The 14,458-nt window shown below is 33.9% G+C and carries 17 protein-coding genes and 1 riboswitch; of the genes, 11 read left to right on the forward strand and 6 right to left on the reverse strand.

Going from position 1 to position 14,458, the window contains the following annotated elements; translation table 11 throughout:
• The 6 genes from HGPG_RS10290 to HGPG_RS00120 all read left to right on the forward strand — a co-directional run.
• The coding region (locus tag HGPG_RS10290; protein WP_036731050.1) for a hypothetical protein at positions 1-225 on the forward strand (225 nt) is incomplete at its 5' end.
• Between the two features lie 78 nt (positions 226-303).
• Positions 304-597 (forward strand): hypothetical protein, encoded by a 294-nt coding sequence (locus tag HGPG_RS00100; RefSeq protein ID WP_019124037.1) that lies wholly within the window; start codon positions 304-306, stop codon positions 595-597.
• A 98-nt stretch (positions 598-695) separates the two neighbouring features.
• Positions 696-2,261 carry a sensor histidine kinase gene (locus HGPG_RS00105; RefSeq protein WP_019124038.1) on the forward strand — a complete coding sequence of 522 codons (1,566 nt, stop codon included), beginning with the start codon at positions 696-698 and terminating at the stop codon, positions 2,259-2,261.
• Positions 2,233-2,835 carry a DNA-binding response regulator gene (locus HGPG_RS00110; RefSeq protein WP_019124039.1) on the forward strand — a complete coding sequence of 201 codons (603 nt, stop codon included), beginning with the start codon at positions 2,233-2,235 and terminating at the stop codon, positions 2,833-2,835. The genes HGPG_RS00105 and HGPG_RS00110 overlap by 29 nt, the downstream gene beginning before the upstream one ends.
• A 141-nt stretch (positions 2,836-2,976) precedes the next feature.
• On the forward strand, positions 2,977-3,327 hold the full coding sequence (locus HGPG_RS00115) for a hypothetical protein (protein WP_019124040.1): 351 nt from the start codon (positions 2,977-2,979) through the stop codon (positions 3,325-3,327).
• 350 nt (positions 3,328-3,677) lie between these two features.
• The gene (locus tag HGPG_RS00120) at positions 3,678-5,075 is read left to right on the forward strand and encodes a radical SAM/SPASM domain-containing protein (RefSeq protein WP_019124041.1); all 1,398 of its coding nucleotides are present in this window, start codon (positions 3,678-3,680) and stop codon (positions 5,073-5,075) included.
• A gap of 118 nt (positions 5,076-5,193) precedes the next feature.
• Here HGPG_RS00120 and HGPG_RS00125 read toward each other — a convergent pair whose 3' ends face one another.
• The 6 genes from HGPG_RS00125 to HGPG_RS00150 all read right to left on the reverse strand — a co-directional run bounded on the left by HGPG_RS00125 (position 5,194) and on the right by HGPG_RS00150 (position 10,147).
• Positions 5,194-5,886 carry an HAD family hydrolase gene (locus HGPG_RS00125; RefSeq protein WP_019124042.1) on the reverse strand — a complete coding sequence of 231 codons (693 nt, stop codon included), beginning with the start codon at positions 5,884-5,886 and terminating at the stop codon, positions 5,194-5,196.
• Entirely contained in the window at positions 5,879-6,346 is a 468-nt protein-coding gene (ribH, locus tag HGPG_RS00130; protein ID WP_019124043.1) for a 6,7-dimethyl-8-ribityllumazine synthase, read from the reverse strand. Before ribH ends, HGPG_RS00125 begins: the two co-directional genes overlap by 8 nt.
• 63 nt (positions 6,347-6,409) lie before the next feature.
• On the reverse strand, positions 6,410-7,615 hold the full coding sequence (locus tag HGPG_RS00135; RefSeq protein ID WP_019124044.1) for a bifunctional 3,4-dihydroxy-2-butanone-4-phosphate synthase/GTP cyclohydrolase II: 1,206 nt from the start codon (positions 7,613-7,615) through the stop codon (positions 6,410-6,412).
• A 29-nt stretch (positions 7,616-7,644) separates the two neighbouring features.
• A complete protein-coding gene (locus HGPG_RS00140; RefSeq protein WP_019124045.1) occupies positions 7,645-8,289 on the reverse strand; it encodes a riboflavin synthase in 645 nt (214 codons plus the stop codon).
• The gene (gene ribD, locus HGPG_RS00145) at positions 8,282-9,397 is read right to left on the reverse strand and encodes a bifunctional diaminohydroxyphosphoribosylaminopyrimidine deaminase/5-amino-6-(5-phosphoribosylamino)uracil reductase RibD (RefSeq protein ID WP_019124046.1); all 1,116 of its coding nucleotides are present in this window, start codon (positions 9,395-9,397) and stop codon (positions 8,282-8,284) included. The genes HGPG_RS00140 and ribD overlap by 8 nt, the downstream gene beginning before the upstream one ends.
• Before the next feature lie 46 nt (positions 9,398-9,443).
• Positions 9,444-9,555: riboswitch (FMN riboswitch) on the reverse strand.
• Between the two features lie 55 nt (positions 9,556-9,610).
• Entirely contained in the window at positions 9,611-10,147 is a 537-nt protein-coding gene (locus tag HGPG_RS00150; RefSeq protein WP_019124047.1) for a guanylate kinase, read from the reverse strand.
• Between the two features lie 111 nt (positions 10,148-10,258).
• Here HGPG_RS00150 and pyrB point away from each other — a divergent pair, with 111 nt between their 5' ends.
• The 5 genes from pyrB to HGPG_RS00175 all read left to right on the forward strand — a co-directional run bounded on the left by pyrB (position 10,259) and on the right by HGPG_RS00175 (position 14,397).
• Positions 10,259-11,170, forward strand: a complete 912-nt coding sequence (gene pyrB, locus HGPG_RS00155; protein WP_019124048.1) for an aspartate carbamoyltransferase — start codon at positions 10,259-10,261, stop codon at positions 11,168-11,170.
• The gene (locus tag HGPG_RS00160; RefSeq protein ID WP_019124049.1) at positions 11,167-11,598 is read left to right on the forward strand and encodes an aspartate carbamoyltransferase regulatory subunit; all 432 of its coding nucleotides are present in this window, start codon (positions 11,167-11,169) and stop codon (positions 11,596-11,598) included. The genes pyrB and HGPG_RS00160 overlap by 4 nt, the downstream gene beginning before the upstream one ends.
• A 1-nt stretch (position 11,599) precedes the next feature.
• A complete protein-coding gene (locus HGPG_RS00165; RefSeq protein WP_019124050.1) occupies positions 11,600-12,301 on the forward strand; it encodes a dihydroorotate dehydrogenase electron transfer subunit in 702 nt (233 codons plus the stop codon).
• Complete coding sequence (locus tag HGPG_RS00170; protein ID WP_019124051.1) at positions 12,291-13,196, forward strand: dihydroorotate dehydrogenase; 906 nt, start codon at positions 12,291-12,293, stop codon at positions 13,194-13,196. The genes HGPG_RS00165 and HGPG_RS00170 overlap by 11 nt, the downstream gene beginning before the upstream one ends.
• Positions 13,197-13,272: 76 nt before the next feature.
• Positions 13,273-14,397 (forward strand): hypothetical protein, encoded by a 1,125-nt coding sequence (locus HGPG_RS00175; protein WP_019124052.1) that lies wholly within the window; start codon positions 13,273-13,275, stop codon positions 14,395-14,397.
• Positions 14,398-14,458: the final 61 nt, after the last annotated feature.

The raw sequence follows: 14,458 nt of genomic DNA on the forward strand, positions 1-14,458 counted from the left end.
TTTTTATTTTTTGGACTGCCAAGAGAGGAGTCTATAACAAAAGTTAAAAGTGGCTATGGAAGAATTTTCCCAGAATATATTAGCTATAAAGATAAAAAGGGTCTAATCCAATATAGGGTTGATTTAAAATTAAATGAAAACAATATAAAAAAGGATCCAAATTCTGAAAAGTATTACGCAGAATACAGGGGCACAATAAGACCAGAAGCCTTTAGCTTCAAATAAATTTGCACAAAAGTTAACTGACAAAATAATTTCAAATAATATAATGAAGGTAAGGAAAAAATTATTGGGGAGGTTACTATGATTTCTAAATTAAAAAGTAAAAGTGCAAAGATAATTTTAGGAGGTCTACTTCTTTTAGCCCTATTATTTTTATTTAACGGCTTTAAAAGTGAAATGGAAATTACAAGTGTAAAGAGGAGATACGATGCCTACAGCTTTCCTGAATACATAACTTACACGACAAATAAGGGCTTGGTAAGATACAGGGGAGACTTAAAATTCAATCCAGACTCAGTTAAAATGGACAAAAATATTTATTACGGAGAATATTTTGGAAGAGTAAAAAAAGATGGATATACTTTTTTCAAATAATTAATTTTTTAAAAGGTTCTATTAATTTAGGACCTTTTAAATTTAAAAATAATATATAATAAAATCAGGCTTAAGTAAAATTGGAGAGGGAGGGAAATATGACTAGGGACAAAAAATTTTTGATGGCAAGTATTTTAATAGCCTATGTTTTTATAGGGCTTTACATATTATTTTATTCTGCAAAAATTTATAAGCTTAGAGATTTTAGTGGTATGTATTTTTTATTTTCCCTAAGCCTTTTAAATAACATTTCTCTTTTAACTTTTTTATTAGCTGATGACAGAAAAATTATCCTGGACCATAGCTCTCTAGTGGTTTTATTTTCTCTGTGGATTTTGTTGGACTATATTTTTCTCTACAAATACAAAATAAATTTTAAATATACTTCTGAAGTCAGTCTGTCCTTTATTTATCTTTTAATTTTTTATAATTTTTATATATTTTTAAGCAGGGTTAAGGAGATAAAGTGGAAATATTTTAATTATTTTGCCCTTATTATTTTGTTATTGGTCTTTATTTTTAATTATTTTAACGGTACTTTTTACATGGGCTTAGTAAAATTTTCTAGGCTTTTTATTGCAGTTTTTCCACTACTTCTTGTTCTTACATATAGAAAAGAAATAAAAAAATATAGCCAAAAACTTCTTTCAAATGTCTGGCTTATAAGCCTTATATACTTGTTTTTATTTCTATTAATGAATTTCTTAAAAGTCTTAACTTATGTTTACCTTAGGGAACTTATAATTTTATTTGTGGCGGAAATTTCAATTTTAATCTTTGTAGTTTCCATGGATAAAAACCTGAAAAAAGTAATTTTAGATTTCTATTGGAATCCCACAAATTTTATTTTCATTTTTATTTTCACACTATTTTTTGAAAGTTTTGTAAAAAATTATAGGTTAGCCTTGCTCTATGCCATGATGATTTCCTTAAATATGGCAAATATTAAGCTGATAATAGAATTTAGGAAGATAGCAAACAATAAGTCAGCCTACGAAAAATTTTTATACAATAATAAATTGGCGAAAAATTTGTCAGAAAATTTTGAGAGAAGAAGTCTGAGCTTTCTCCACGACGACATTTTGCAAGATATAATTTTGTCGAAAAAGTTTTTAGAAGATGAGAAAAATATGAGCAAGTCCCTAGAAATTCACAAGGGCCTCATTAAAAAGATTAGGCTAAAAATAAATTTAATAGAGCCAGCTTTTAGAGAGGGAATAAGTCACTACGAAATTTACAGGGACCTCATAAATTTTTTAAAGGAAATGTATCAAGATGACAAGCTCCTTGAATTTTACTGCGACAAAAATATTTTTCTGCCCAGTCCCTATGACAAGGTAATTTATAAGTTCATTCATGAGATGGTCACCAACTTTTACAAACATTCCCAGGGGCATTTTTCTGAATTAAGGCTGGAAATTGAGGATGGAATAATATTTTTGACTATTAAAAACTTTGAGGACCACCTTGATGAAGATTTTAATAGGAAAAATCACTCTGGCATGAGTTTTATGGAGGAGACCTTAAAAATTTATGGGGGAGACTTAATACTTAAAAATAAGATAGAAAAAGAGTCAAAAGACCAAGTCTATGTGGAATTTATTATCAAGCTGCCAATTCAAGAGGAGATTGTAAATGAAAATTTTATTAATAGAAGATCATAAGATGATGGCAAGTTCATTAAAGGAATTTTTGGAAAAAGATGATTTTTTTGAAATTGATTTGTTAGAGGATTTGAAAAATTTAGAAGACATAAACTTTTTAAGCTCCTATGATATTTTGCTTGTGGACATAAACTTAAGGGGCTTTGAAGAATCCTTAAACGGATTAGACTTGGCAGAAAAAATTTTAAATAAAGATAAAAATATAAAAATAGTGATTTTATCTGGCTATGATTTATTTTTTTATGGCGAAAGAGCAAAAAGCCTTGGGGCTTATGCCTTCATCTCCAAGGAAGAGGACATGGAAAGCCTTAGGAATAAATTAAGAGAAGTCTACCTTCATGATAAAAAATTTTTTAAGGAAAAGGAAATTATAGAAAATTTGACAGAAAAGGAAATAGAAATAGTGAACCTCTATTGCTCAGGCTTAAAGAGAAGTCAAGTTGCCAAGGAGCTTTTTATCTCCGAGAGGTCCCTTGCAGTTATGTTAAATCGCATTTACCAAAAGCTCTACATCAACAACTACCAAGAACTTATGAAAAAAGCTATGGATCTTGGAATAATTGATTCCTTTTAAAAATTTTTGATGTAAGGATAGGATAAAAGCTTGACTTAAATTTTGCACAAAAGTTAATTGACAAAATTCTTATTTCTTATATAATTAAGGCAAAGAAGCCTTAAAATATTTTGATATTAAAAGTTAGATATGGGAGGAAATATGAATAAAACTAAAACAAATAAAATCGTCTTATCATCAGCCTATGGACTTTTGCTTTTACTAATTGCCTTTAATTTTTACTTAAATGGATATTTAAGAGACTACTCAATTTACGACTACAACTTTCTCTATGCTTTAAATCTATTAATAATTCCTTCTCTGGCTTTATTATATTTTTATTTAAAGAAAGAATCAGGAAAGTTAAAGCTTCCACTTTACTTTTTATTGGCAGCCCTCTTCTTTATAAATATTTTTATTTTTAGCCAGGCAAATAAAAGCATAGATGACTACCAAGAGGGAGCCCTAAGTTCTCTTGAAACCACTAATATAAATAATAATTTTAGGGGATAGGCCTACAAAGCATTATCCCTTAGTAAAATCTAAAGATTTGTCTAAAAGTAAATAAAAATTTGTATAATTTATCACTTAGCACCTATTAATTTAGGTGCTTTTTTTATTTTTTTATTAAAAATCACACAAAATTTAGGCGATTTTTCTTTAAAACAAGCCATTCTTTATCTACTATCCACAATTAATCTAATGAACATATTTAAAATTTAAATTATTTATAAAAAAGGCTTTAAAATTTATTTGAAATGTAGTAAAATATAAATAAGAAATTGAACAATGTTCAGATAAAATATTTTAATGTATTTTATTAATTAAGATTATCACTTTATAAATATACGGGAGGTTTTTAGATGAATACTGCAATTAAAGACAAAACAAAAGAAAAAGTTTTCGAAACGGCTGTAAATCTAGCCTACAAGAGATTAAAGAAGGACCCTCAAAAGGGAATGATAGAGATAGTTGATGTCTTCGATGAATATTTGATGCCTGAATCAAGTGAAGTTAACACTGCGAAAAATGGCTTAGAGAGAGTTAGAAATGAGCTTAACGATCCTAACTCTAAGTGGGTATCCTTTGGTACTGACATTGTTAATGGAATCGACGAAAATATTGTCAAGACTTCTGTCAAAACTATTGGCTATAACGCTGCCTATAAGGGAAATGCCCTTAGAAACAAATTGCAAAAGGAATATAATTGCAACATTCCTTGGGTAATTTTATTTGACCCAACATCTGCCTGCAACTTAAAGTGCACTGGTTGCTGGGCTGCCGAATATGGCCACAAAAATAATTTAACTTACGATGAAATGGCAAGCATTGTCAGACAAGGCAATGAACTTGGAACTTATTTCTTCATTTTAACTGGTGGAGAACCACTTGTTAGAAAGGATGATGTCATTAGACTTGCAAAGGAATTTAATGACTCTGCCTTCCATATCTTTACTAATGGAACTTTAATCGACGATGAATTTTGCGAAGAAGTTGTTGAAGCTGGAAATATTTCCTTTGCCCTAAGTATTGAAGGAACAGAAGAATCCACAGACCTTAGAAGAGGCGACGGAGTTTTCCAAAAGGTTATGAAGGCAATGGACTTAATGAAAGAGCACAAACTTTTATACGGAGCTTCTATTTGCTACACAAGCCAAAATTATAAATATGTAACTGACGATGATTTCATAAAAATGCTGGTAGACCATGGATGCAAGCTTGCTTGGTTCTTCCACTACATGCCAGTTGGAAAGGATGCAGATGTAAGCCTACTTCTTTCTCCAGAAGAAAGAGAGCACGTTTACCACAAGGTTAGGGAGATAAGATCTGCTGAATATCCTCAAAATATTTTTACAATTGATTTTCAAAATGATGGTGAATTTATTAATGGTTGCATAGCTGGCGGCAAGAATTATTTCCACATCAACTCTCTTGGTGACATGGAACCATGTGTATTCATTCACTATTCTGATTCAAATATTAGAGAAAATACTATTAAGGAATGTCTAATGAGTCCACTATTTATGGGCTTCCACGACAACCAACCTTTTAACAAAAACTTGTTAAAGCCATGTCCAATGTTGGAAAACCCAGGAAGACTTACTAAGATTGTAAATGATTCTGGTGCAAGAAACACTGATATGATTGCTCCTGAAAGTGCAGAAGAGTTGCAAGTTAAGACAACACCTTATGCAATGGCTTGGAATAAAAAGGCAAATGAACTTTGGGATGAAAGTAGAAAGAAGAGAGAAGAAGCATAAAGCTAAATAAAGATAAAAAAATTGGAGGACGCTGAGTCCTCCTTTTTGTTAGGGTTTTTCTTATAAAATTTTTCGCTTAAATTTTTAAATGATTTAAAATTTTGTTTAAAATTATTTATTACAAGAGCTCTAAAAGTTCTCCAAGGGAAGAAATTTTGTAATTTGCATCTTTTCCTTCTTCTTCACTGCCAAAGCCGTAGCTGCAAAAAATGCTCTTTAAATTATTAATTCTTGCTGCTTCCATGTCATGGTGTCTGTCGCCCACAAAGATGATCTCTTCTTTTATATTCTGTCTTTCTTTTTTTATAATGTCCTCCTTTGGAAGGAAGTCATAAGTTTCTGCGGAAAAATATTTTTTGAAGTATTTTTTTATGCCGTAGACATCAAGTGCAGTGTCTAGATAAGATTCTCGGCAGTTGGAGAGAATGTAGAGGTCATAATTCTTGAAAAGATCTTCTAAAACTTTTATAGTGCCCTCATAAAGTTCTCCAAGCCCATTTTTTATGTTTTCATCCATTTTTTTACCTACAAGAGCCATGACTTCTCTTTTCAAAGAGTCATCTGCACCCCTTGCAATTAGGTCGTAGGCAAAATTTGGTTTCTCGCCTAAAAATCTTGCCACATTTTTTTCTGAAAGTTCAAAGTCCCTTGCAAAGCCATGTTCTCGCAAAAATTTCACGCCAGTAGAAAAAGCTGGATAATAAATTTTAAGAGTGTTGTGAAGGGTGCCGTCAAAGTCAAAAATTATGGACTTCACATCTTTGAGGTCACCATTTTTATTTTGCAAATTTTCTTTTGCCAGCTTAGCCACGAATTTCACCTAATAGGTTAGCCATTTCTATCGCAGCTGTGGCAGCATCAAAACCCTTGTTGCCAGCCTTTGTGCCTGCTCTTTCAATGGCCTGTTCAATATTTTCTGTTGTGATTACGCCGAAAATTATTGGCACGCCAGTTTCAAGAGATGAAGCTGCAATTCCCTTGGCAACTTCTGCTGATACAAGTTCGTAGTGAGTAGTTGCTCCACGAATAACTGCTCCAAGGGCAATTACTGCGTCATATCTTTTTGTCATGGCAAGAGATTTTGCTGCTAGGGGAATTTCAAAAGAACCTGGCACCCAAATCACTTCGATTTCCTCGTCCTTAACTCCATGTCTTTTTAGTCCGTCTATACATCCGTCTAAGAGCTTTGAAACTATAAACTCGTTAAATCTTGCCAAAACTATGGCGTATTTTTTTCCTTCAGATTTTAAATTTGCACTGTAAATTTTCATATTTCCTCCATTTATTTTTTTGTGATTAATATTTTTTATTCTTTGTCATTAAATTTTCTAAAATTATTTGCTAAATTCAGACAAGATGTGGTTCATCTTTTCTGCCTTTGTTCTCAAATAAAATTCGTCGTGTTTTGTTGAGTGAATTTCAATTGGCACTCTTTCCTTTATAATCATGCCAAATTCTTGAAGAGAGTAAACCTTGTCTGGGTTATTTGTAAGAAGACGAAGTTCCTTTACTCCCAAATCTTGCAAGATTTGTGCGCCAGTGGAATAATCTCTGGCATCTTCAGGAAAGCCTAGAGCCAAATTTGCCTCAACTGTATCCATGCCCTGGTCTTGTAGGGCATAGGCGCGAATTTTATTTACAAGGCCGATGCCACGACCTTCTTGACGCATGTAAAGCAAAATTCCTCTGCCTTCCTCGTCGATTTTTTTCATGGCAAGGTGAAGTTGGTTGCCACAGTCGCATCTTGATGAGCCAAAGCAGTCGCCAGTTAGACATTCAGAGTGAACTCTTGTGAGGACATCCATGCCGTCGCCAATTTCGCCTTTAACAAGGGCAATGTGGTGTTCGCCCGTAACCTTGTCGATATAAGCATGAGCCCTAAAGTCGCCAAATTTTGTTGGAAGTTTTGCCTCAGCAACTTTTTCTACGATTTTTTCATGTCTCTTTCTGTAAAGCAAAAGTTCTTCAGTTGTAGTAATTTTCATGTCTAATTTTTTTGAAAGTTTAAATAAATCTTCGCCACGCATCATATGTCCATCATCTTGCATAATTTCGCAGCAGAGACCAACTTCTTTTAAGCCAGCAATTTTTAAAAGGTCGACAGTTGCTTCAGTGTGTCCACGTCTCACAAAAATTCCATCTTTTTTTGCAACAAGAGGGAACATGTGACCAGGTCTTCTAAAGTCCTCTGGCTTTGCATCATCTTCTGCAAGTTTATTTGCAGTTAAGGCTCTTTCCCAAGCAGAAATTCCTGTAGTGGTGTCAATGTGGTCAACGGAAACTGTAAAGGCAGTTTCGTGGTTGTCAGTGTTGTCGGCAACCATTTGATCTAGCTTTAGTTTTTCTGCGTAAAACTTTGACATGGGCATGCAAATGAGTCCCTTGGCAAGAGATGCCATGGTATTTAAACTTTCACCAGTGGCAAATTCTGCAGCTTGAATCATGTCGCCTTCATTTTCTCTGTCAGGTTCGTCTGTTACTATTATAATTTCGCCTTTTTTTAAGGCTTCAACAACTTCTTCAATTGTGTTAACTTTCATGTCTTCTCCTCTCGATTTTATAAATTTACTTAAAATCCATTTTCTAATAAAAAATTCTTTGTTAGCTTGCTTGCTTCTTTAGTATTGACAAAATTGTAGACATAGTGGCCAATAATATCTGTCTCAATATTTATTTTTTCGCCAAGCTTTTTACTTGCAAGATTGGTGTCAGCTATTGTAGTTGGAATTATTGAGACTTCAAAATAATTTTCGCCTACCTTTGATACAGTGAGGCTAATGCCATCAAGGGCAATAGACCCCTTCTCGGCAATGTATTTAAAATTATCTGAGTCAAATTTTATCCTGTAGACAATTTCGTGACCCCTCTTTAAAATATTTACGATTTCGCCAACTCCATCAACATGGCCTTGGACTATGTGACCGTCAAGTCTTTTTGTAGGACTAAGAGCACGCTCTAAGTTTAAGGCTTGACCCCTGCTTAAATTTTTAAAGTTAGTTGAATTTATAGTTTCAACCATAACTTCTGCCTTATAAAAATCATCGCCAAGCTCTGTCACAGTTAGGCAGACGCCATTTGTGGCAATGGAGTCGCCTCTCTTTGTCCCTTCCAAAACTTTTTTGCAGGAAATTTTTAGGGTGTAGAGGTCCTTTTCCTTTTTTATGTCAGCAAGTCTTCCAATTTCTTCTATTATTCCCGTAAAAATTTCAATCACACCTTCCAGTGACAAGTATGTCGTCAAATAATTTTTCGCACTTCATGTCCTTTATTTTTATGGCATCTTTTAATTCATGGATTTCCAAGTCGCCAAGGGCAGGAATGCCCTTTGAGCCAAGCAAGATCGGCGCCATGAAAAAATAAAATTTGTCCACTAAATTATTTTTTAGCATCTCAGCGTTAAGAGTTCTTCCACCTTCAAGTAGGATGGAGGAAATGTCGTAGTCCTTTAATTTTTCCATTAAGTCCTTTAAATCAACCTTGCCATTTTTTTCGCCACATATTAAAACTTCAACATTTTTCATTTTTTTAAGCTTTTCAAGTTTTTCCTTGTCACAATTTTTTGTAGTGGCAATTATTGCAAGACTTTCTAAATCCTCTGCAAGAAGTTTTGCATTAAGGGGAATTCTAAGCCTTGAATCTGTTACAATTCTTATTGGATTGACCCTGTATTTGCCGTGACGAACATTTAAAGTTGGATCATCTGCAAGAACTGTTCCTATGCCAACCATGATTCCGTCAAGCTTTCCTCGAAGCTCATGAGAGTAAGCCCTAGAAAATTCTGATGTTATCCACTTGGATTCTCCACTTTCTGTTGCAATTTTTCCATCAAGGGACATACCAACCTTTAGGACAACAAAGGGTCTCTTATTTTTTACATAGGTAAAAAATCTCTCGTTTAACTTCAAACATTCTTCTTGGCAAACACCTTCTGTTATAGAAATCCCAGCATCATCCAAAATTTTTATGCCACCGCCAGAAACTTTTGGAAAGGGGTCAGTGGTTCCAATTACAACTCTTGTTATGCCTTCTTCCACAATTCTATTTGCGCAGGGTGGAGTCTTGCCAAAGTGAGAGCAAGGCTCCAAGTTTACATAGAGACTTGCACCCTTAAGGTCATTGCCGCGACTTTTCGCATCTTCAATGGCATTTACCTCTGCGTGGTTTTGGCCAAACTTTAAGTGGGCGCCCTCGCCAATTATTTCTTCATCTTTTACAATAACGCAGCCCACAAGGGGATTAGTCTTTGTGTGACCAATGCCCTTTTCTGCAAGTTCTAGGGCACGAAGCATATAAAAGCTGTCGTTAAAATTTTCTACATACATTAAATCACCTATAAAAAAAGAGCCCAAACAGGGCTCAAAAATTTAAATTTATCTTCTTTCATCCAGACTTTACTGTCGGTATTGGAATTGCACCAATTCAGCTTGCGCTCGCGGACTTTACCGCCGGTGAGGAATTGCACCTCGCCCTGAAGAATTTTATTTACTTATAAGTTTATGATATCACTAGATTATAAATTGTCAAGAAAAGAAAAATCATTTTCCTGACTTGTGGCTCTTAATAATTTTTAGGACATCACTTAAGACTTGGTCCATTTCTCTGTCGCTGTCGATGATATAATCTGCATAAGAGTCTAAATTTTCTAGGACAGAAAGTCTTTTTTCTATGACGCTTTCATCTTCAGCTCTCTTTATCATTCTCTTTTTTAAAACTTCCTTGGAGCATTTTAAATAAATTGAGAGAGCATTTTTAAATTCCTTTTTTATGGCAAGGACGCCCTCTTTATCCACTATAATTACGCAGTCTCTTTTGTCATTATTATTTAATTCAAGATCTTCTTTTAAAGTTGAATAATAATTTCCTGCATAGCAAGTGGAGCCAATAAATAAATTTTCCTCTTCCATTTTTTTAAAATCAGAAATATTTATAAAATTGTAATCAAGACCGTCAACTTCCTTGGGACGAGGAGGTCTTGTTGTGTAAGTTATTATTTTATTTAAACCCTCTTTTGCAAGTTCATCCCTAAGTGTGCTCTTGCCAGAGCCAGAGTGTCCAAGTATTAAGTAAATCATAGCCTCTCCTTTAAATTTATTATTACAAGTATAACACATATATAAAAGAACTTTACAAATTTTAATTTTTGAAGTAATATAAAAAAGATAAAATATTAGATGGAGGTCAAGATGAAACATTTAATAGAGCCACTAGATTTTACAATTGAAGAATACGAAGAAATTTTTAGTCTGGTTGATGACATTATCGCAAATCCTATTCACTATTCTCATTTTTGCGAAAATAAGTTATTGGCCAGTCTTTTTTTTGAACCATCAACGAGAACGAGACTTTCCTTTGAAACAGCTATGCTAAGACTTGGAGGAAGGGTAATTGGTTTTTCTGATGCAGGAGTTAGCTCTTCAACTAAGGGCGAGACTCTTTTAGATACAATTAGAGTAATAGAAAATTATGCAGACATTTGTGCCATGAGACATCCCAAGGAGGGGGCAGCCCTTCTCGCATCAAAGGTCGTTACCAAGATGCCTATAATAAATGCAGGAGACGGAGGACACTTTCACCCAACACAAACTCTTGCCGACTTAATAACAATTAGGCACTACAAAAAATCCTTTGACAACTTGACAGTTGGGCTTTGCGGAGACTTAAAATTTGGAAGGACTATTCACTCCCTAGTGAGGGCCCTAAACCGCTACAAAAATGTAAAATTTGTATTTATTTCCCCTGAAGAATTAAAGATGCCAGAGCCCTTTAAAAACTTCATTGACAAGGAAAATTACACTGAGACCAGAGACCTCATGAGCGCCATAAGTGACTTAGACATACTTTATATGTCAAGAGTTCAAAAGGAAAGATTTGTATCATCTGACGAGTATGAAAGATTAAAGGACTACTACATTTTAACAGAAGAAAAATTAAAATTAGCCAAGGATGACATGTATATACTTCATCCACTTCCAAGAGTAAATGAAATTGCACCAGAAGTGGACAAGGACCCTCGTGCAGTTTATTTTGAACAGACAAAGTTTGGCATGTATGGCAGAATGGCACTTATTATAAAACTTTTGGAGGCTAACAAATGATAAATGTTTCAAAAATAAAAAAAGGAATTGTCCTAGACCACATCGAGGCAGGTCGTGCTCATGTCCTTTATAAGGCACTGGAGCTGGAAAAAGTTACTGACGCAGTTGTTCTTATGCAAAATATTTTTTCTACTTCCATGGGCAAAAAAGATTTAATAAAAATAGAAACGGACTACAATTTAGACTTCACAGTCTTGGGACTAATTGCTCCACATACAACAGTGAACTTTATAGAAGATGGGGAGAGAGTGAAAAAAATTCGCATGGAACTTCCTGAAGTAGTTGAAGGTGTATTGGAGTGCAAAAACCCTAGATGTATAACAAATAGCGAAAGGGAAATTTCAGGTCATAAATTTTATCTCTACGACAGAGACAAAAAGGAATATAAGTGCGAATACTGCGACACAGTTACCACTTATGGAGAGTAAAATGGCAAAGATTTTAGAAAATATTGATGTATGCAAAGATTATTTTATACTTAGAACGGATTTTAAGACAAAGATTTATCCAGGGCAATTTTTTATGCTAAGGGCTTGGGAAAATTATCCAACACTTTCAAGACCAATTTCAGTTTATGATGTAACAGAGGGTGTAGACTTCTTAGTAGAAAAAAGAGGAATAGGCACAGAAATTCTTGAAAAATTAGAAGCTGGCGATGACATAAAACTTTACGGTCCCTTTGGAAATACTTTTTACGCCAATGTTGACGAAGTTGCCCTAGTTGGTGGTGGAGTTGGCGTGGCACCCTTCCACTATTTAATTAAGGAAATTCAAAAGTTAAAGCCTGAGTCAAAAATCACCCTCTACATAGGGGAGAGGGAAGAGCTTGAACTTGAAAAGGCCTTTAAAGATGTAAAGTGCCATATAAAAATAAAAAAAGGCGGCTTTATTACAGACATAATTGATTTTGAAAAGCATGAATTAATATATGCCTGTGGACCAGAAATTATGATGAAAAAAGTTGTGGAACTTGCAAAGGCTCGTGACATAAAAACCTATGTGTCTCTTGAAAAGAGAATGGGCTGCGGAGTGGGAGCTTGCCTATCTTGCTCCTGCGACACAAGGGGCGGCAGGAAAAGATCTTGCAAGGAAGGACCAATTTTTAAGGGGAGTGATTTACTTGACTTCTAGGACTGAAATAGATTTAGCAGGCATAAAATTAAAAAATCCAATAATTATGGCAAGTGGAACCTATGGCTACGGGGAAGAATTTAAAAACTTCTACGACCCAAAAATTCTCGGGGGAATTTCTTCCAAGGGCATTACTAGGCATCCAAAAAAAGGAAATGAAGGCATAAGGATTTGGGAGACACCATCAGGAATTTTGAACTCCATTGGACTTGAAAATCCAGGCGTGGAAGAATTTGTAAAAGAAAAAATCCTTTCAATGCAAGGCCTTGGCACAGAAATTTTTGTAAATCTTGGCGGCAATACCATTGAAGAATATGTTGAATCCACAAAAATTTTAAATGACTATGATTTTGCTGCTATTGAATTAAATATTTCCTGCCCCAATGTAAAAGAAGGTGGCATGGCTTTTGGCATGGACAAGGATTCTGCAGCAAGAGTTGCCCGTGAGGTCATGAAAGTTACAAACAAAAAAGTTTTTGTGAAGCTTTCTCCCAATGCAGGGGACATTGTGGGCATAGCCAAGGCAGTTGAAGCAGAAGGCGCCACAGGACTTTCACTAATAAATACAATTCTCGGCATGGCAATTGATTTTGATAGAGAAGAAATTGTCTTTAATAACACCTACGCAGGACTATCAGGACCAGCAGTAAAGCCAATTGCTCTAAGGATCCTTCATCAAGTGGCAAAAGCAGTTGACATACCAATAATCGGCATGGGAGGCATTACATCTTATAAGGATGTCCTTGAATTTTTAATGGCAGGAGCCACTGCAGTTGAAGTTGGAACCTATAATTTTATGAATCCCAAGGCAGGAGCAGAAATCATCTCTGACCTTGAAAAGTATTTAGAAGAGAAGAATAAAAATATAAAGGACTATATCAAAAAATTAGTATAAAATATTTAAGACTTTCTAGCGTTTAGAAAGTCTTTTTTTGTGGTAATAATTTAGTACACTAAAAGGAGGTACCAATATGTTTGATTTATACAAGGATATATACGATGCCCAAATGAATTTATTAAAATCTTTTAATCAGGGAACAGAAAAGAATGAAAAAGAAAATTTAAGCTTAGAAGATTATTTCAGAGAGATGGCAAGAATAAATGAAAAAATGGTGGGAAATGTTTATGAAATGCCCAAAAATTACATGGATACAATGAGTAAATACAGTCCTTTCAATAGCGATTTTAATGAAAAAATGAAGGGACTTTTTGAAGTAAACCCTTACTTCGAAAATTTTATGAATTTTCAAAAATTTTTTGCCGACAATTTAAAGGAGCCTAATAAAGTTTATGGTGACTTTATGAATAATTTTAAAAATTATTTTCCAATGTTAAGTGCCAATGGAAAGTTTGTAGAAGATTACAGTATTGCTGCCAAGGACCTCTTTAATTCTTACAAAAAATATCAAGAAAACTACATGAATATTTTTATGCCAGAACAAGTGAGAGACAAGGCAAAGGAAATTTTGAACTTCAACCAAAAAGTTTTTGGCAATTTTAACTTCATGATTCCTAATTTTGGAAATATGCCTTTTATGACAGATAATTTCTTTGGCAAAATGGATTATTTCAAAAACATGGAAAAATTTTCACATCAAATGCTAAGTAACTTAGAAGAATACGAAAAATTATTTGGTGGAAATGAATACTTTGCCAGCACTTCAAAGGTTTTAAAATTCCAAAAAACTTTTATCGAAAAATCAATGAAGTATTTTGAAGTTTATGTAAACTATTACAAGGAAATTTATGGTGAAATTGCAAAAATTTCTGAGTTTACCTTTGAAAAGTACAGGACTGACTTAGAAGAATTAGCAAAGAAGAAGGACCCACAAGAGGTTTATGACTTCTTTGAAGAAAAAACCAAGGAACAATACAAAAAACTATTTGATGTAGACAAATTCAAGGAAATTTACAAGAAGGCAGAAGAAGAAACTAAGTCTTTGAGAGAAGAATTATTTAAACTAAACATGGACTACATGAATTTTGTGGAGCCATCAAGCAAGGAAGATGTGAAGGATCTTAACGCAGAGATCATAAAGATGTCCAATAAAATCGACAGCCTAAATAAAGAAATAGAAAGACTAAAGAGCAGATAAAAATAAATTACAAAATCTCGGTTTTTTCCGAGATTTTTTTACTTATTGTGTTAATAAAAAA

It is taken from the genome of Peptoniphilus grossensis ph5 (genome assembly GCF_000311825.1).
GTDB classification, from domain to species: Bacteria; Bacillota; Clostridia; order Tissierellales; family Peptoniphilaceae; genus Peptoniphilus_A; species Peptoniphilus_A hominis.